Source organism: Pseudomonas sp. GM80, assembly GCF_000282515.1.
GTDB lineage: Bacteria > Pseudomonadota > Gammaproteobacteria > Pseudomonadales > Pseudomonadaceae > Aquipseudomonas.
In genome coordinates this window covers 164,467-182,166 of sequence record NZ_AKJD01000043.1, presented here as the reverse complement: position 1 = coordinate 182,166, position 17,700 = coordinate 164,467, and the positions used below count along the sequence as shown (strand labels likewise).

Here is a 17,700-nt window from a genome sequence, read left to right as displayed (position 1 = left end):
CGGCAGCTCCTACAGGGGGTGTTTTTTACCTGGAGACAGAAAATGAAAACCCGCCTCTAGGGCGGGTTGGGTGCTGCAGTCGTGAGCTAGCCCGCCAAATGAGGAATGGCGGTAATAATGCTTGGCTGGCAACGCAGTACGGTGGAATTCATGTGCTGGAAATTAGCGCGAGCGTTGCGGGCAAGTCAATGGCCAATTTTGCCATACGCTTGTAATCTGCCAACTCCACTCAGCCGTTCAAGGATCGAATGCATGATGTCCGTCGCCCTGCCCCTCACAGCGCTCCTCGCTTTTACCGGTTACACGGTGTCGGTGATGCTCCAGGCTGAACAGTCGCTGATCGACTTCGGCATCAGTCTGATGTCGCGGCCCGACACCGCGCAGGTGGTGATTGATCTTTATCTGCTGGCGACCTTGGCCGGAATATGGATGGTCAAGGATGCCAAATCGCGGGGACAGTCGTTCTGGTCGGTGCTGCCCTACCTGTTGCTGACGGCGGTATTTGTGTCGATCGGGCCGTTGTTGTATTTGGTGGTGCGTGGGGTTCAGCAGCGGCGTAAAACGGTGGACGTAACGCAAGCGGGCTGATCAAAATCATGCAGAGCTTACGAAATAGCTATCGCTGGCAAGCCAGCTCCCACAAGGATTCAGGGTGTCCACGGGTGTTGTGACCTCCCGAATTTCTGTGGGAGCTGGCTTGCCAGCGATGGCGGTGGATGGAACAGCACAAATCACCTGGCCAACCGCCGCAACCCAAACAACATTCCCCCCGCCCCCACCATCATCACCAGCAGAAACACCGGATAAGACACCCACCACGGCGTCCCGGCGGTCATCATGCTGAACTCCGACATACCGCCAATGCTCGCAATCAGGTTCAGCGGCAAAAACACCACGTTGATCAACGTCAGCTTGCGCAGCAGATTGTTCATGCTGTTGTTCATCAGGTTGCCACGCGCGTCGATCAGCCCGGAAAACACCGTGGAATAGATTTCCGCCTGCTTGTAACACTGGTTGTTTTCGATGATCAGGTCATCAATCAAACCCAGCGCTTCACTGCCAAAATGCTGCTTCTCGGCGTGGTTGCGCAGGCGCGTCAGTACCGCGCCGTTACTGTGCAGCGCGTTGATGTAATAGATCAGGCTTTCGCTGAGGTTGAACATCTGCACCAGGTGCTGATTCTGCATCGACGCATTGAATTTCTGCTGCAATTCGCGGGCGACCAGTTTGATCACTTTCAAGTGGCCGAGGTAGTGATGGATGTTGTTGAACAGCAGGTCGAGCAAAACATCCAGCGGCGTGTTTAACGATTGGCGGGTGCCGAGACCATGCAAAGGCGTGTCGTCGGTCGCAATCACCAGCAATTGCCCCGGCGCGAATAGCAAGCCACAGGACGACACTTCAAAGGCCAGGCTGCCGCCGCCGGAATAATTTTCCGGACGTTTCCAGATAAGGAACAAGTGATCCGGGTGAAACTCGATACGTGACACTTCGTCGGGATCCAGCGCCGAAGCCAGTGCGTGTTCATCGACTTTGAAATGACTGTGCAGCAACTCGCGCTCGGCGGCGTCGGGGTTGCTGAACAGCATCACCTCGGCATCCAGTCGCTCGACCCGCTGCAAAGCGCCGTGGCTCAATGCAAAACTGTTGATCATCGGCGCGTCACCAGGCCTGTCCGCGCCGTTTCAACTCCAGGCGCCGTACAAACTCCTCGAGTACCAGCGAATACAGATCGTCCTGCAAATAGGCGTCTTCGATGCCGGCATCGAGGTTCGGGTTGTCGTTGACCTCGATCACTACCACTTTGTCGCCGGCCTGTTTCAGGTCGACGCCGTAGAGGCCGTCGCCAATCAGATTGGCCGTCTTCACCGCCAACTCAACCACCGCACGCGGGGCTTCATGGACAGCGAGGGTGCGGCATTCGCCGTTGACGTCTTGCCCCTTGGCTTTGTGGTTGTAGATTTGCCAGTGTCCCTTGGACATGAAGTATTGGCAGGCGAAGATCGGCTTACGGTTGAGCACGCCGATGCGCCAGTCGTACTCGGTGTAGAAAAACTCTTGAGCCAGCAACAACACCGAGTGTTCAAACAGTTCGGCGGTCGCTTCAAGCAGCGCCTGCTGGCTTTCGACCTTGATCACCCCGCGCGAGAAACAGCCATCGGGAATCTTCAGTACCAAGGGAAACCCGAGGCGCTCACCGACCCGTTCGAAGTCCTCGGGTCGCTCCTTGTAGAGGATTTCGGTGGCGGGCATGCCCAATTGATGGCTGTTGAGCAGGTCGGTCAGATAGACCTTGTTGGTACAACGCAGAATCGACGTCGGATCGTCCATGACCACCAGCCCCTCACTTTCGGCTTTCTTGGCGAAACGGTAGGTGTGGTTGTCGACGCTGGTGGTTTCGCGAATCAGCAAGCCGTCGTACTCGGCGAGCCGCGCATAGTCCTTGCGCTCGATCAACTCGACATCGATGCCCATGGTCTTGCCGACGCGGATGAAGTTTTCCAGCGCTTTGCTGTTGGAGGGCGGCAACGCTTCCTGGGGATCGTGAAGAATGGCCAGGTCATACCGCGCCACTTGTGGCGAGCGCGGTACTCGCCAGACTTTACGGCTGAAGCCGTCGAGCGCGTGGGCGAACTGATCTTCCTGATCGTCGCGCAACTTGTGCAGCGCACCGGACTTAATGCCTTCGATGTGCCAACCGTTAGTTCGGCGAAACTCAACTAACAGTATCGGACAGGGAAACACTTCAAATAATTGTCGGGCCAGATCCTGCAAAGGTTCGATATGCGTTCGACCGAAATAAAGTGTCAAGGTGAAGCCCTCGGTATCGCTGTAAAGATTATGACTGAGGGCCTTTTCCAGGGTTTTATCAAGATCATCCAGCGCCAGTCCGTAGAGTGACTTTTTGGTCAGTTCGCTGATCGTGCGCACGGACGGAATCACCTTGTGCCCGCGCGCTTCGGCCAGCAGCGAGCAGTAATAGCCGTGCCCCAGGTACTTGTAGCTGCGACACAGGTTGATCACCTGCACGCGCTTGCCCGCCTCGCTGTCACGGCTTTGCTCAAGGTATTGCTGTGCAGTGATGATGTCTTCGCTGGGAAAGTAGGAGGCCCAATCTTCCTTGCGCTCGACAATGATCAGCACTCGACTGGAGGCTCTGACTGCTGGATTTAAATAAGTTGCCGCCGGCAAACTTTGCTCGGATACTTCGCGCCAATGACCCTGTACCGCTGACATAGAGATTGATCCGTTGGAGAACAAGACCTTTTCTATTAAGCACGAAGTTTTTCGAAAGTCTCGTTTCGTTACGCAACTTTTACGGTGGTCATATGAGTACTGTTTTTCGTCCGGCATCAGTTGAAGACTTGCCCGCACTGCTGGCATTGGAAGTGCAATGTTTCACCACGGACAGGCTGACCCGTCGCCGTTTCCAGTGGATGATTAATCGTGCCCACGGGCGATTGCTGGTGGCTGAGCATGACGGCCAGTTGCTCGGTTATGCGCTGGTGTTGTTTCATCGCGGCACATCGTTGGCGCGGCTCTATTCAATAGCCATTGCCACTGACGCGCGTGGGACCGGGCTGGGCAAGCAATTGCTGCAACGGATCGAGGCCTGCGCGCTGGAGCACGATTGCGCCTATCTGCGCCTGGAGGTGCGTACCGATAACCCCGCCGCGATTGCGTTGTACGAAGGCAATGGCTACCGGCGCTTCGCTTTGGTTCACGATTACTACGAAGACCACGCCGACGCCTTGCGGTTGGAGAAACGTATTCTCCAGCACCGTGATTCGCGCAGCATCAAAGTGCCCTATTACCGGCAAACCACCGATTTCACCTGTGGCCCGGCCTGTCTGTTGATGGCCATGGGCGCGCTGCACCCGGAGCGCTTGCTGGAGCGACGCGAAGAGCTGCAAATCTGGCGCGAGGCAACCACGGTGTTCATGACCTCGGGCCATGGCGGATGCAGCCCGCAGGGTTTGGCGCTCGCGGCTTGGCGACGCGGGTTTCAGGTGAGTTTACAACTGAGCATGGCCGGACCTTTGTTTCTTGACGGTGTACGCGATATGCATAAAAAAGACGTCATGCGCCTGGTACACGAGGAGTTCACCGCGCAGTTAGGAGAGACGGATGTCGAGACGCTGATCGCTGCACCACTGGATTTGCCGGCCATGCTTGATGCCGGTGGGCAACCGCTGGTGTTGATCAGCAGCTATCGGCTGACACGCTCCAAATCGCCGCACTGGGTGATGGTCACCGACTGTGATGCGGATTTTGTCTATCTGCATGACCCGGACGTTGATCACAGCCAGCACCGACAGCCGATGGACTGCCAGCATGTGCCGGTCAGCCATGGCGAATTCGAGAAAATGTGCCGCTTTGGCCGAGGCAAGTTGCGCGCTGCCGTCACACTGTTTTCACGCAACGCTTAGCATCCTGCGGCGAGGGGATATATCCCCGATAAGCCGCGCAGCGGCCTACTAAAGCGGGGATTGCTGCGCAATCAATCGCGGATAAATCCCCTCGCCACAGGAGCTGGTTATTTCAGGCCGACTTTGTACAGCGAACCCTTGGCCTCGTCCGTCAGCACATAGAGGTAGCCATCCGGCCCCTGCCGCACATCACGGATCCGCTGCTTGAGTTCACCGAGCAAACGTTCCTCATGCACCACTTTGTCGCCATCGAACTGCAAGCGGATCAATTCCTGCGTCACCAATGCGCCGACAAACGCGTTGTGTTGCCACGGTTTGAAGCGATCGCTGTCATAGAACGCCATGCCCGAGACGCCCGGTGATTTCTCCCACACATGGTGCGGTGCAACTGTGCCTTCAGCCGTTTTGCCCTGCGCTTCCGGAATCGGTTGCATCGAATAGTTGATGCCGTGCGTTGCCAGTGGCCAGCCGTAGTTCTTGCCGCGCTCGATGATATTCACCTCGTCGCCACCCCGCGGGCCGTGCTCGTTTTCCCAGAGCGTGCCGTTCCAGGGATTGAGCGCTGCGCCCTGCGGGTTGCGAATGCCGTAGGCCCAGATTTCCGGGCGTACGCCGGTCTGGCCGACAAAGGGATTGTCGTCCGGCACCTTGCCGTCCGGGTAGATCCGCACGATTTTGCCTTGCAGTTTGTCGAGATCCTGCGCCGTCGGGCGGTCGTTGTTTTCACCCAGAGTAATGAACAGATAGCCGTCCCGGTCGAACACCAGACGCGAGCCGAAGTGATTGCCGACCGATAACTTCGGTTCCTGACGGAAGATCACCTTGAAATCCTTGAGTGTCGTCAGGTCATCCGACAGTCGCCCACGCCCCACCGCCGTGCCGGCCTTGTCACCCGCACCGCCACCTTCGGCGTACGACAGGTAAATCAGACGATCCTGCTTGAAGTCCGGCGACAGCACCACATCGAGCAAGCCGCCCTGCCCCTTGGCCCAGACCTTCGGCACGCCATTGATGGGCGCCGACAGTTTGCCGTCAGCCCCGACCACCCGCAGGTTGCCCGGTCGTTCCGTCACCAGCATGCCTTGGCGATCGGGCAGAAAGGCCAGCGACCAGGGATGTTCAAGCCCTTGGGTGATCGTCGTGACTTCGAGGGTGCCTTGTTCGCTTTGCAACTCTTTAGGGGCGGCGGCGAATGCCGGGGCACTGATCAGCGCACCAGCGCAGAGACTGGCTAGAAGGGTTTTACGCAACATGCACGATTCCTTTTGTTCGTTTAAAAGACAGGCAGAACCTCAGTCCTGGCGTTCATCGGTTGCTGTCGCTGCTCCGTGAAGGTGGATTGGGAATAAAGGTGGGGGGTGTATTCGGTACCGAGCGAATCGGTTGGCCATTACCGATGCCACGGTTGTCGACGGTGGGCTGGCGCGGCATGGGCACCGTATTGGGGCCGCGCACGGGCGGCGTGCTCGGCCGGGTGCCTTGCATACTGTTGGGGTTGGCCCGGCGAATTGGGCTGTTGTAGGGGTTATTGCTGTTACCTGTGGGACTCTGGGCGAGCAACTGCGCAGAAGCAGGCTGGATGACGTCCGCCTGAGCCCAACCCGCGCCGAGGGCGAGAACAGCGAGGACAAGCAGAATTCGGTTCATGGAGCGGCCTCTCGATGCGCGTGGGATGGAGCCTTCGAGTCCACGCTACGCGCAGGGTTCGGATTTGTTAAGTCACAGGCGTTAAACAACATGTAACACGACTTGACCAAGCTGCCGCGAGCCAACGCAATCAGCGGAAACTTTCGCGCGTCATGGCGGGTCATCCGATCATCACTCGGAGAACACCACGATGGCTCGGGCAATCTGGAAAGGCGCGATCAGTTTTGGACTGGTACACATCCCCGTCGCACTGGTGTCGGCAACGTCGTCCCATGGCGTGGATTTCGATTGGCTCGACAGCCGCAGCATGGACCCGGTGGGCTATAAACGCGTGAACAAGGTGACCGGCAAGGAGGTCACCAAAGAGCACATCGTCAAAGGTGTGGCGTACGAGAAGGGTCGCTATGTGGTGCTCAGCGAAGAGGAAATTCGCTCGGCACACCCTGTTTCAACGCAGACCATCGACATCTTTTCCTTTGTCGACGCCGATCAGATCCCCCTGCAAAACATCGACACGCCGTATTACCTGGCGCCCGACAAGCGCGGCGGCAAGGTTTACGCACTGTTGCGCGAAACATTGAGCAAAACCAACAAGGTCGCCCTCGCCCGCGTGGTGCTGCATACCCGGCAGTATCTGGCGGCGTTGATGCCGCTGGAGTCGGCGCTGGTGCTGGTGAAGCTGCGCTGGCCACAGGAAGTTCGCGGCCTGGATGAGCTGGATTTAGGCACTGAAGTGACCAAGCCACAGTTGGCCAAGGGTGAACTGGACATGGCCAAACGTCTGGTGCAGGACATGAGCGGCGACTGGAAACCCGAAGATTACAACGACGAGTTTGAAGACAAGATTATGGCGCTGGTGGAGAAAAAGGCCCATGAAGGCAAGATCGAGGATGTCGAAACGGTGGGTGGCGAGGAAGAGCGCAAATCGGCTGATGTCATCGATTTGACCGAACTGCTCAAACGCAGCCTGGGCGGGAAAGCGGCGGCGAAGCCAAAGGCCAAGGCGGCTCCGGCGAAGAGAACGAAGAAAGCGTCAGGTAGCTGACAGCTTGTCTGTGCAAAAGTGATGTTCAATGTAGGTGCTGCGGCACGCTGCGATCTGTTGATTCTGATCTTAACAACAGATCAAAAGATCGCAGCCTCGTTTCACTCGTCAGCTCCTACAGATGCCTTGAACGATCCTGTAGGAGCTGCGGCACGCTGCGATCTTTTGATCATGATCTTCACATCAGGTCGAGGAATCAGATAAGAATGAAGATCGCCAGCAAGCTACCGAAAATCGCCCACTTTTCCATGTAGTACAGCTTGCGATTGCGCTTTTTCAGCTCTTTGCCACGCAGACGAATTTTGTAGATCTTGGTAAACAAGCGGTTAATGCCGCCGGTACGGTCCCCGGCATCGTTCGGCGCACCAGCCGCTGACATCACGGTGCGGCTGAACCAGGCGTTAAACGCCGCCGCCCAGCGGTACTTCATCGGACGTTCAATATCGCAGAAAAGGATGATCCGGTTCTTGTCGGTGGTGTTTTCCGCGTAATGGATAAACGTCTCGTCAAACATCACCGCTTCACCGTCGCGCCAGTGATAGTTCTCACCGTCGACATTGATGTAGCAGCCTTCATCGTTCGGCGTTTCCAGACCCAGGTGATACCGGTAGGAACCGGCGTATGGGTCACGGTGACGAACCAGTTTCGAACCCGGCGGCAATTCGGCGAACATCGCCGCTTTGATCGAGCCGATGCTTTGCACCAGTTCAGTGGTGCGCGGGCACAGTTTCATCGCCGACGGATGGCTGTCGCCGTACCACTTCAGGTAGAAGCGCTTCCAACCCGTTTTAAAAAACGAATTGAAACCGACATCGTCGTATTGGTTGGAGCGTTTGATCTCCCCGGCACGCAACAAATTCTGGCCTTCTTCGCGGATCTCCTGCCAATGTGCCTGCAACGGGCTCAAATCAGGAAAGTCAGCCGGGTCGAGGTAAGGTTTGTTCGGCTTTTTCGAGAACAGGTACAGAAAGCAGTTGATCGGCGCCAGAAACGTCGAGTGATCGCTCAATTGCCGGCCGAGTTTGTGGCGCACACGGCCACGAAGATGAACGTATGCAATGGAAATGACATAAATAGCAGCAATGATGAGTTTCACGGAAATCGTCACACGTCAGAAGTGAGCAAACTGCGCGCCTGATGGCCCAAGGCCTGGCGTCTTATGCAGAGGTCTGAATACAAATGGCACGTCCTTGAGCCCACGCGGTTGAAGGCGCTGGGTGATATGCATGGCATTTTAGCCACACTTTGTAACCGATAGTGAACCCTCATCTGTGAAAAACTGTCCCGTGTTTGCGCCAATCGGCGTCCGCGGCGTCTTCGCCCTATCGTTTAAAGAGCCAGACCAGTACAATCGCCGCCAAACTTTACGCGCCCCCCTTGGTTGATGACGGGAACCTCCCCGCTTCAGCGCACTTTGACTCGGGCCAAGCGCTCCAGCCGCACCCTCGCTACTCAGAATGCTTCGCAGGAAAAACTCTTGATCTCTACAGCTAACATCACGATGCAGTTCGGCGCCAAGCCGCTCTTCGAAAACGTTTCGGTCAAATTCGGCGCGGGTAACCGCTATGGCCTGATCGGCGCCAACGGTTGCGGCAAGTCGACCTTCATGAAAATCCTCGGTGGCGACCTCGATCCTTCCGCCGGCCAGGTCATGCTCGAGCCGAACGTGCGTCTGGGTAAATTGCGCCAGGATCAGTTCGCCTACGAAGAATTCACCGTGATCGATACCGTGATCATGGGCCACGAAGAGCTGTGGAAGGTCAAGGCCGAGCGCGATCGCATCTACTCGCTGCCGGAAATGTCTGAAGAAGACGGCATGGCCGTGGCCGAGTTGGAAACCGAATTCGCCGAGATGGACGGCTACACCGCCGAGTCGCGTGCCGGTGAACTGTTGCTGGGCCTGGGTATCGGCATCGAGCAACACTTTGGCCCGATGAGCGAAGTCTCGCCAGGCTGGAAACTGCGCGTGTTGCTGGCGCAGGCACTGTTTTCCGATCCGGAAGTGCTGTTGCTCGACGAACCGACCAACCACCTGGACATCAACACCATTCGCTGGCTGGAAAACATCCTGACCCAGCGTAACAGCCTGATGATCATCATCTCTCACGACCGTCACTTCCTGAACAGCGTGTGCACGCACATGGCTGACCTGGATTACGGCGAGCTGCGCCTGTTCCCGGGCAACTACGACGAGTACATGACCGTGGCGACCCAGTCCCGCGAGCAACTGCTGTCGGATAACGCCAAGAAGAAGGCGCAGATTTCCGAACTGCAATCGTTCGTCAGCCGCTTCTCGGCCAACGCCTCGAAAGCCAAGCAGGCCACTTCGCGTGCCAAGGCGATCGACAAGATTCAGTTGGCCGAGGTCAAGCCTTCGAGCCGCGTCAGCCCGTTCATCCGCTTCGATCAGAACAAGAAGCTGCACCGTCAGGCTGTCATGGTTGAAAAGATGGCCAAAGGTTTCGACGGCAAGCCGTTGTTCAAGGATTTCAGCTTCCAGGTTGAAGCCGGCGAGCGCGTAGCGATCATCGGCCCGAACGGTATCGGCAAGACCACCCTGCTGCGCACCCTGGTCAACGAACTGACCCCGGATGCCGGTAGCGTCAAGTGGACCGACGCCGCCGAACTGGGCTACTACGCTCAGGATCACGCGCACGACTTCGAAGACGATGTCACCCTGTTCGACTGGATGGGTCAGTGGACCCAGGGCGAGCAGATGATTCGCGGCACTTTGGGCCGCATGCTGTTCTCCAACGACGAGATCCTCAAGTCGGTCAAAGTGATTTCCGGTGGTGAGCAAGGTCGCATGCTGTTCGGCAAGCTGATCCTGCAAAAGCCGAACGTGCTGATCATGGACGAACCGACCAACCACTTGGACATGGAATCGATCGAGGCGCTGAACCTGGCGCTGGAAAACTACCCGGGCACGCTGATCTTCGTCAGCCACGACCGTGAGTTCGTATCGTCCCTGGCCACGCGCATCATCGAGCTGAGCCCGGATGGCGTGACTGACTTCAGCGGCACCTACGATGACTACCTGCGTAGCCAGGGCGTCGTGTTCTAAAACGCTGCTGCAATCTGAAAAGCCCTGTCCATGTGACGGGGCTTTTTGGTTTTGAAGATCAACAGATCGCAGCCTTCGGCAGCTCCTACATGGGGCCTACTGTCGGAGCTGCCGAAGGCTGCGATCTTTTGATCGTTAGCCTGCTTTCTTTTATCCAACACCCAAGCCATGATGCGAACTCTCCCACCGCCGCCCGCGAACGAGTCCTCATGTCTGCGCAGCAACTGCCACCGCAAAGCTCCATGGCGATCACCCTGCAGATCGTCTCCATCGTTTTCTACACCTTTATTGCCTTCCTCTGCATCGGTTTACCGATCGCGGTGTTGCCGGGTTATGTGCACGAGCAATTGGGCTTCAGCGCGATCATCGCCGGGCTGGTGATCGGCTCGCAGTACCTCGCCACCCTGCTCAGTCGGCCGATGGCCGGGCGCATGTCGGACACCATTGGCACCAAACGGGCGATCATTTATGGCTTATGGGGCATTGTGCTCAGTGGCGCGCTGACGCTGGTATCGACGTTGCTGCAAAGCTTGCCGCTGACCAGCTTGCTGATATTGATTGCCGGACGCTTGTTGCTCGGTATCGCCCAAGGCTTGATCGGGGTCGGCACGATCAGTTGGTGCATGGGCCAGGTTGGTGTCGAACACACTGCGAAGTCGATTGGCTGGAACGGCATCGCCTCTTACGGGGCGATTGCCATCGGCGCACCGCTGGGTGTGGTGATGGTGGCCGACTACGGTTTCACCAGCCTCGGTATTGCGCTGTCGGTACTGGCGGCGGGCGCGCTGCTGCTGATTCGCAACAAACCGTCGGTGCCGGTGATTCGCGGCGAACGGCTGCCGTTTTGGGCAGTGTTCGGCAGGATCGCACCGTTTGGCGCCAGTCTGACCCTGGCCTCGATCGGTTACGGCACGCTGACCACCTTCATCACCCTCTATTACCTCAACCGCGGCTGGAGCGGTGCGGCTTACTGCCTGACCGTGTTTGGCGTGTGCTTCATCCTGTCGCGACTGCTGTTCATTTCCGCGATCAGCCGCTTTGGTGGTTTCCGCTCGGCGATCGCCTGCATGAGCATCGAAACGGTCGGATTGGTGATGCTGTGGCTGGCGCCGTCCACGGCGTTCGCCCTGATCGGTGCGGGGATGGCCGGGTTTGGCCTGTCGCTGGTGTATCCGGCGTTGGGGGTCGAGGCGATCAAGCAGGTGCCGAGTTCCAGCCGTGGCTCGGGACTGGGAGCGTATGCGGTGTTCTTCGATTTGGCGCTGGCGATTGCCGGGCCGCTGATGGGCGCGGTGGCGCTGAACCTGGGGTATTCGTGGATCTTCTTCAGTGCGGCTTTGTTGTCAGTGATCGGGCTGGGGCTGACGTTGCTGCTGATGCGTCGGGCCACGAACTGAAAAGCAAAGTCAAAAGATCGCAGCCTTCGGCAGCTCCTACATGGGCATAGCGCAGATCATGTAGGAGCTGCCGAAGGCTGCGATCTTTTGATCTATTGATCGGCAGTCTGCATGCCGGCGCGTGTCGCTTGGCCCAGCGCATGGGAGAAGAAGCGTCCAGCCTCGGAGATGAGGTTGCGGTGGATGTCTTCGCGGTCGACACCGTCAGCGTCGGTACACAGCGCCGGCATGGCGCGGATCTGCTCTTCATTGCACGGCGCCATGAACACAAAGTGCCCTGCCCCGGCCAGCAATTTGAAGTCCGGCGCGGTCGGCAGTTTGCGCGCCAGCGCAGCGGCGTTTTTGTCGAACGCGACGAGTTTGTCGCCATCGCCACTGTAGAGCAGCACTGGCACATGCACGTCGGCCAGGGTGTGGCGGCCGAACTTCAGGCTCAGCGGCGCCATCAGCAGCAACGCATGGACGCGCGGATCGGCCACCGGTTGCAAATCGTCGCGATCAACGATGAGTTCGCCCTGGGTGTTGCAGGCGTCACGGTCATCCGGGCGTTCCTGGCAATAACGCCGCAGACGATCCAGGTCCGGCTGCGCGCCGGACAGAATCAACGCGGTCTCGCCGCCCGCGGAATAACCGATCACGCCGACCTGTTCGGGGTTGACGTACGGCGCCAGCATGCGGTCGCCAAGGGTTGCGGTGATGGCTTCGGAAATCTGGATCGGCCGCCCGTACAGATTGCTCAAGGTGCCGAGCCGACTGTGATCCTTGGAATTGTCACCGGGATGAATCACCGCGACCACGACGAAGCCTTTGCGGGCCAGCGATGTGGCGAGGTCGTGCAAGGCCAGTGGTGTGCCGGTGTTGCCGTGCGAGAGCATCAGCATCGGAAAGCGGCCGATCGCGACCTTGGTGTCCTCGCCGGCCTCGACGGAATAGCCTTCGAGCAGGCTCATGTGCTCGCGATCGCTTGAGGGATAGAACGCGATGGCCCGCATCGGCTGCAGGTCCAGCGGATCGAGGAACGTCATCTCGTGGTAGCCGACGCTCCAGACAGGATGTCGCCCCGGCGCAGCTTGCACTGAATTCAGGCTGCCGATCAGGCAAATCAGTAACGTTGCACAAAGACGCATCATCGGATGCCCCACCCTGTTGTTACTCAATCGAAAGATCCATTGCGTTGCGGGCCAGAAACGCCGGGGATTCGGCGCTGCGGTACGACAATGCATTCAGACGCTGATCGTTTGACTGCATAACCCGGGCCAGATTATGTAACAGTCAGAAACAAAAAACTCCGTATTCGGCCCTTGCAGAACCAGAATACAGAGTTTTTTGGGTATTACCTGAACCTCAGCTGTTCTTTACGCAAGCCTTACGCGGCGGCGAACAATTGCTCGCTGATCTTCGCCTGAGCAGCGGTCATGGCGTTGTTACGGACTTCGTCGCCGTACGCTAGGCCTTCGGCACGGACGATTTCAATGTCGGTGATGCCGAGGAAGCCCAGAACCAGCTTCAAGTATTCTTCGTGGGCGATGCCGCTGGCCTGACCGGCGTGGATGCCGCCAGCCGTGGACACGATCACCACTTTTTTGCCGCCGCACAGGCCTTCTGGGCCGGCTTCGGTGTAACGGAAGGTTTGACCGGCGACGGCAACGCGATCGATCCACGCCTTGAGTTGGGTCGGCACAGTGAAGTTGTACATCGGTGCGGCGATGACGACGGCGTCGGCAGCGATGAACTCGGCCAGGGTCGAAGCACTCAGTTCGGCTTCGTGCTGCTGCGCGGCGTTGCGCAGTTCGGCAGTGGTGCCGGCCGCCACCAGAGTGGTCGACGAGAAGTGGCTGATGGCGTCGGCTGCCAGGTCGCGGTAAGTCACGACAGCGCTTGGCTCGGCGACTTGCCAGGCTTTGACGACTTCGCTGCTCAACTGACGGGAAGCCGAGTTGTCGCCCAGAATGCTCGAATCGATATGCAGCAGTTTCATGTGGAATCTCCTGGAATGAATCGCCGGTGGCGACGGAATGGAGACAATCCTACGCAAGAAACCAATGGATGATTAGCCGCCTGAAATGCGATAGTTTGTCCCATTGATAGAACAGTTGGATTTCAGCCATGCAAGACCTCAACGTTTTGTTAGAGTTACCAATATCCTGGAAAATTGTCAGAATCCAGTACAGGCCGCCCACCCGTTCTAGGTGCCTGTAACCTATGGGAAATATCCTTTCCTCGTCTTCAGATTATTGATGACCAGCAAGATCATAGGGCGTTACGTTTCAAACCTATAAGAACATCATTCAATCTCTTGATTGGGAGTGGGCAGAGTTGCTTTCACTCCTGACATCTGTCGATGAACAGACCAATAGGTTTTTGGCTACCTCCGAGATGTCGCCCGCTTTCTATGTGTAGATAGCAGCCCTTGGCGAGGAAAGCGTCAATGAGTGATGTCTTTAGGTTTGAGCTAGGCTACGAAAATAGGATTTTCAGCCCCTAACCTCAAACAAGGATCGTCTCTCTTGCGTATCAGTCGAGTAGTCATCCAAAACCTCCGCTCTCTCCAAAGTGTCGATGTGTTGCTGACCGATGCGACAACGCTAGTAATCGGGGAGAACAACACTGGAAAATCGGCATTCATTCACGCTCTGCGGCTGTGTTTGGACGTAGGCCTTTCCTCCAGTTACAGGGCGCTCTTGAAAGATGATATCCATTCCTCAATCATCCAATCGTTCCCCTTCCAGGTCTTTGTAGGCATAGAGTTCTCAGGATTCGAGGGGAATGAAAACGAAGAGGCTCTTCTTCACGGAACGCAGATCGGGCCGGATCGGGCGAGAATTTTTTACCGTTTCCGTCCCAAGAAAAAATTTCGTGAGCTTCATTCCATTGGACATCTGACTAACGCACTCACATTGGAAGATTTCGGTTGGGAGCTGTTTGGAGGAGGAAATTCGGCTGTAGACCTGACAGCGATTAGTTGGAATGTCGAAAACGCAGATTTCGGAGCAACCCCTGTGGGTCTCCAATACCTTCAGTCTTACCTCGTGGTCTTCTTACCAGCACTACGAGACGTCGAAGCCGAATTACAGCAGAACCGAAGATCCTTGCTTACTCGTCTGATTGAATCATGCGGAATATCAGATGCGGAACAACAAGCACTCATAAACGCTGTGATGGCAGCCAATGCTCAAATCGAAGCATCTCCAACTATCCAAGCCGTCGCTGAAGCTATCGATAATTCCCTAAAAAGCATCACAGGCCCTGCATTCAGCCTCGATGTCGACCTAGGTCTTTCCTCTCCAACGTTCCAAGCGATCGTCCGTAATCTGATCGTTCTACTTTCGAGCAGTACATTTTCTCAGTTTGAGCCACGCAGAAACGGGCTTGGACTGAACAACATCCTCTACATAGCGATATTGATCGAACACTTCCGAAAACGAGCAGCGGGAGGAAAGTCGTCTGGCGAGCTTATTCTCATTGAAGAGCCAGAAGCCCATCTCCATCCGCAAATGCAAGCAACCTTGGTTGAAGCCTTGCGTGAGTTGCCTTTTCAGGTAATAGCGACGACACACAGCACACAAGTGACCTCAAAAGCGCCCCTCTCCTCACTGGTGATGTTCACGCACAAGCCAGGATTGCCGCCTTACGTCGGTACTGTCAGATCCATTCCGGCACTGACACCATACGATCAGCTCGATCTAGAACGGTACCTCGACTCAACCAAATCAAACTTACTGTTCGCCCGGCGCGTTATGCTCGTGGAAGGAGCCGCAGAGTTGCTGTTGTTGCCACCACTCATCAAACAAGTGCTGAAGATAGATTTAGAACGTGAGGGTATAACGCTTGTCGCCATTCACGGAGTGCATTTCGGCGCTTTCGCGCGGCTGTTCTCAGTCGGCGGTCTCCCGAAGCGTTGCGCAATTGTCGCTGATGCTGATTTAGTGCCGGAGCTTCTATTCCCGGGAGACGACCCAGTTATAAATATCCACCTCTCTGCTCTACATGGTCCCTACGTCCATTCCTTTGCAGGCGCAACCACATTCGAACGCGAGATCACCCTTCCCGGAAATTTAGAGATGCTCGCCGAAACGATTCGAGATCTTGGCGCACCTCAGGCTTTGGGAGCGATCGAAGGCCAAATTCTGGTTGGTGGACCGATTCCAGATGCACTGAAAGCGCAAATCCTTCGAACAGCGAAAAGATTTGGAAAGGCGAGATTTGCGCAGACCGCTGCCCGCCATGCTCACCTAGCTGGTGAGTTGCCTGCATACGTTATTCGAGCAGTAGAATGGTTACGTGAAATATGAGCCACCTCACAGTAGAACAATTCGCTGCCATCAAACATCCTGGAAATCTTCTTCTGACTGCTTGCCCTGGGAGCGGGAAGACCAGAACGTTGATCGCAAAGCTGGTCACCGAGGTGGAGGACGTTCGCGACTCTCCACGGGCGTTGTGTTGCATCACATATACCAACTCAGCCGTTCAGGAAATCGAGCGTAGGGCCCGAGAGCAGTTGTTGGCTGGCGACGATCGTTTTTTCAGTATTTCAACGATCCATTCATTTTGTCTAAACGAAATTGTTCGCCCATACGGCTGGTTGATGCCTGGATTCAAGGGCACGGCGAAAATTTTAACCCGCGAGAATGAAGATTTTGAATCGATTTGCCGTTATGCAGTTGCCCAGGCAGGGGGTGCCGGCGTTACGCGCGAGGATTATGACGCCTTTGAAAGTATCGGAGTCGACGCAGACGGCCAGCTGATAGGGATGGCTGCGGAGAATCGCACCGTAAAAGCGGCAGCACCGCATTTTTGGGCGAGGTGTACTGAGCTGGGTTACACGGATTTCGGCAGTATTATCTATGTGGCGTACCAGCTACTACGAGATAAACCACAGATTGCAAAATCTCTAGGCGCTCGATACAAGTGGTTTTTAGTTGACGAATTCCAAGATACGACATCGCTGCAAATAGAAATTTTAAAACTACTCCATGCTTCTGGGCGTTCGTCTTTCTTCTGCGTGGGGGATATTGCTCAATCAATCTTCGCGTTTGCGGGTGCCCGTCCCGAACTCGTCCAGCCATTCGGGGAGCATATTGGGGCAGAGACACGCTTGTCGCTTTCTGAGAATTTCCGCTCTAGCCAACGCATCGTTTCCCACGCAGAGAAGCTTTTTCCTCGTTTTCCACCCATGGTGGCATCAGGACCTAATAAAGATTTCGCGTTGATGCCTGATTTGGTTCGAGGCGGCAGTGTTTTCGACGCAATAACGAAAGTGTTTTTACCGCGCGCTGCTGCGGCAGGAATCGCCATAGGTGACTGCACTGTACTAGCGAAGGACTGGAACTCCCTCTATAACCTTGGACGCCTATTAAGGGCTGCGCATATCCCGATCGTTGGACCAGGAGCTAGGCCATACCGACGTTCGCGGCTCTTCGCTCACATTGCTGAACAGCTCTGTTTTGCGTTGACAAGCACCTCCGGTAAAGGCTCTCGTCAGCTAGAGCGCGCACTGTTTCATACGGTGCAGGATCTCACAGGATACGGGACAGATGTATTTTCCCATGGCGGCCGAGTGGTACTTATAAGATTGCTGCGGGAAGCTTACCGTCTTTCTCAGGTATCAAATGGCGCAATTGCATGGCTTGATCAAATGTCGATTCGCACCGGCGAAATACTCCGAGATTCGGAGTTTGTAAGCGATCAGCAGGCAAAGATGCTTTATGCGTCAGTACAGGAAATGAAGGCCGACATGCAAAAGCAGAACGCCGATCTGAGCGCTTTAACTATCGACGATTTGGGGATATTCGCTGATTCAAGCAACGCATTACACCTATCCACGATTCACTACGCTAAGGGACGGGAGTACGAGGCCGTAGCGATAATCGGAATGAAGAAAGGGACGTTTCCTCACTTTAAAGCGACTGACATCGAGGCAGAAAAACGTCAGTTTTATGTAGGTGTGACGAGAGCGAAGAAATTTCTGATGTACGTGTGTGAGACGGATAGGTTTAACAACCCACCAAGCCCGTTCCTAGGGTCGATGGGTGTACAAATGTTACCTTAAGCGAACAGCACCAGCGTGTTCATGTGAGAAACTTGAATAATTACCAATTCAACGCTGGCCTGCTCCCG

Annotated in this window: 15 protein-coding genes; 8 read left to right on the top strand and 7 right to left on the bottom strand. The window is 56.2% G+C overall.

Annotated features, from left to right (window positions below; genetic code table 11):
• Together PMI37_RS32195 and PMI37_RS06275 are read left to right on the top strand one after the other, a co-directional pair.
• Positions 1-215 (top strand): hypothetical protein (locus PMI37_RS32195; protein ID WP_238552689.1); only part of this gene is annotated, 215 nt, incomplete at its 5' end.
• A 37-nt stretch (positions 216-252) separates the two neighbouring features.
• Positions 253-588: a DUF2834 domain-containing protein gene (locus tag PMI37_RS06275; protein WP_008079139.1), complete on the top strand. Its 336-nt coding sequence runs from the start codon at positions 253-255 to the stop codon at positions 586-588.
• Between the two features lie 143 nt (positions 589-731).
• Here the strand turns inward: PMI37_RS06275 and PMI37_RS06270 are convergent, their stop codons facing one another.
• Both PMI37_RS06270 and PMI37_RS06265 read right to left on the bottom strand, forming a co-directional pair.
• Positions 732-1,655 (bottom strand): magnesium transporter CorA family protein, encoded by a 924-nt coding sequence (locus PMI37_RS06270; protein ID WP_008079136.1) that lies wholly within the window; start codon positions 1,653-1,655, stop codon positions 732-734.
• 7 nt (positions 1,656-1,662) lie between these two features.
• Positions 1,663-3,237 carry a RimK family alpha-L-glutamate ligase gene (locus PMI37_RS06265; protein ID WP_008079134.1) on the bottom strand — a complete coding sequence of 525 codons (1,575 nt, stop codon included), beginning with the start codon at positions 3,235-3,237 and terminating at the stop codon, positions 1,663-1,665.
• 92 nt (positions 3,238-3,329) lie between these two features.
• On the opposite strand from PMI37_RS06265, the gene PMI37_RS06260 reads away from it, so the two are divergent.
• Positions 3,330-4,430 carry a GNAT family N-acetyltransferase/peptidase C39 family protein gene (locus PMI37_RS06260; RefSeq protein WP_008079133.1) on the top strand — a complete coding sequence of 367 codons (1,101 nt, stop codon included), beginning with the start codon at positions 3,330-3,332 and terminating at the stop codon, positions 4,428-4,430.
• Positions 4,431-4,537: 107 nt separating this feature from the next.
• Here PMI37_RS06260 and PMI37_RS06255 read toward each other — a convergent pair whose 3' ends face one another.
• Positions 4,538-5,683 (bottom strand): PQQ-dependent sugar dehydrogenase, encoded by a 1,146-nt coding sequence (locus PMI37_RS06255; protein WP_008079131.1) that lies wholly within the window; start codon positions 5,681-5,683, stop codon positions 4,538-4,540.
• Positions 5,684-5,735: 52 nt separating this feature from the next.
• Positions 5,736-6,077, bottom strand: coding sequence for a hypothetical protein (locus PMI37_RS31175; RefSeq protein WP_008079129.1), 342 nt, complete (start codon positions 6,075-6,077; stop codon positions 5,736-5,738).
• 190 nt (positions 6,078-6,267) lie between these two features.
• Here PMI37_RS31175 and ku point away from each other — a divergent pair, with 190 nt between their 5' ends.
• Positions 6,268-7,122: a non-homologous end joining protein Ku gene (gene ku / locus PMI37_RS06245; RefSeq protein WP_008079127.1), complete on the top strand. Its 855-nt coding sequence runs from the start codon at positions 6,268-6,270 to the stop codon at positions 7,120-7,122.
• 196 nt (positions 7,123-7,318) lie between these two features.
• Here ku and lpxO read toward each other — a convergent pair whose 3' ends face one another.
• A complete protein-coding gene (lpxO, locus tag PMI37_RS06240; RefSeq protein ID WP_008079126.1) occupies positions 7,319-8,218 on the bottom strand; it encodes a lipid A hydroxylase LpxO in 900 nt (299 codons plus the stop codon).
• Between the two features lie 381 nt (positions 8,219-8,599).
• Between lpxO and PMI37_RS06235 the strand changes: the two genes are divergently transcribed.
• Together PMI37_RS06235 and PMI37_RS06225 are read left to right on the top strand one after the other, a co-directional pair.
• Positions 8,600-10,186, top strand: a complete 1,587-nt coding sequence (locus PMI37_RS06235; protein ID WP_081500496.1) for an ABC-F family ATPase — start codon at positions 8,600-8,602, stop codon at positions 10,184-10,186.
• Positions 10,187-10,395: 209 nt separating this feature from the next.
• Positions 10,396-11,583 (top strand): MFS transporter, encoded by a 1,188-nt coding sequence (locus tag PMI37_RS06225; protein ID WP_008079114.1) that lies wholly within the window; start codon positions 10,396-10,398, stop codon positions 11,581-11,583.
• Positions 11,584-11,675: 92 nt separating this feature from the next.
• On the opposite strand, the gene PMI37_RS06220 is transcribed toward PMI37_RS06225, so the two are convergent.
• Positions 11,676-12,713: an alpha/beta hydrolase family protein gene (locus PMI37_RS06220; protein WP_008079112.1), complete on the bottom strand. Its 1,038-nt coding sequence runs from the start codon at positions 12,711-12,713 to the stop codon at positions 11,676-11,678.
• 236 nt (positions 12,714-12,949) lie between these two features.
• Positions 12,950-13,561 carry an FMN-dependent NADH-azoreductase gene (locus PMI37_RS06215; protein ID WP_008079110.1) on the bottom strand — a complete coding sequence of 204 codons (612 nt, stop codon included), beginning with the start codon at positions 13,559-13,561 and terminating at the stop codon, positions 12,950-12,952.
• Positions 13,562-14,090: 529 nt separating this feature from the next.
• Between PMI37_RS06215 and PMI37_RS06210 the strand changes: the two genes are divergently transcribed.
• Complete coding sequence (locus PMI37_RS06210) at positions 14,091-15,875, top strand: ATP-dependent nuclease (protein ID WP_008079108.1); 1,785 nt, start codon at positions 14,091-14,093, stop codon at positions 15,873-15,875.
• Entirely contained in the window at positions 15,872-17,632 is a 1,761-nt protein-coding gene (locus tag PMI37_RS06205; protein ID WP_008079106.1) for a UvrD-helicase domain-containing protein, read from the top strand. Before PMI37_RS06210 ends, PMI37_RS06205 begins: the two co-directional genes overlap by 4 nt.
• The last annotated feature ends 68 nt before the right edge of the window (positions 17,633-17,700 follow it).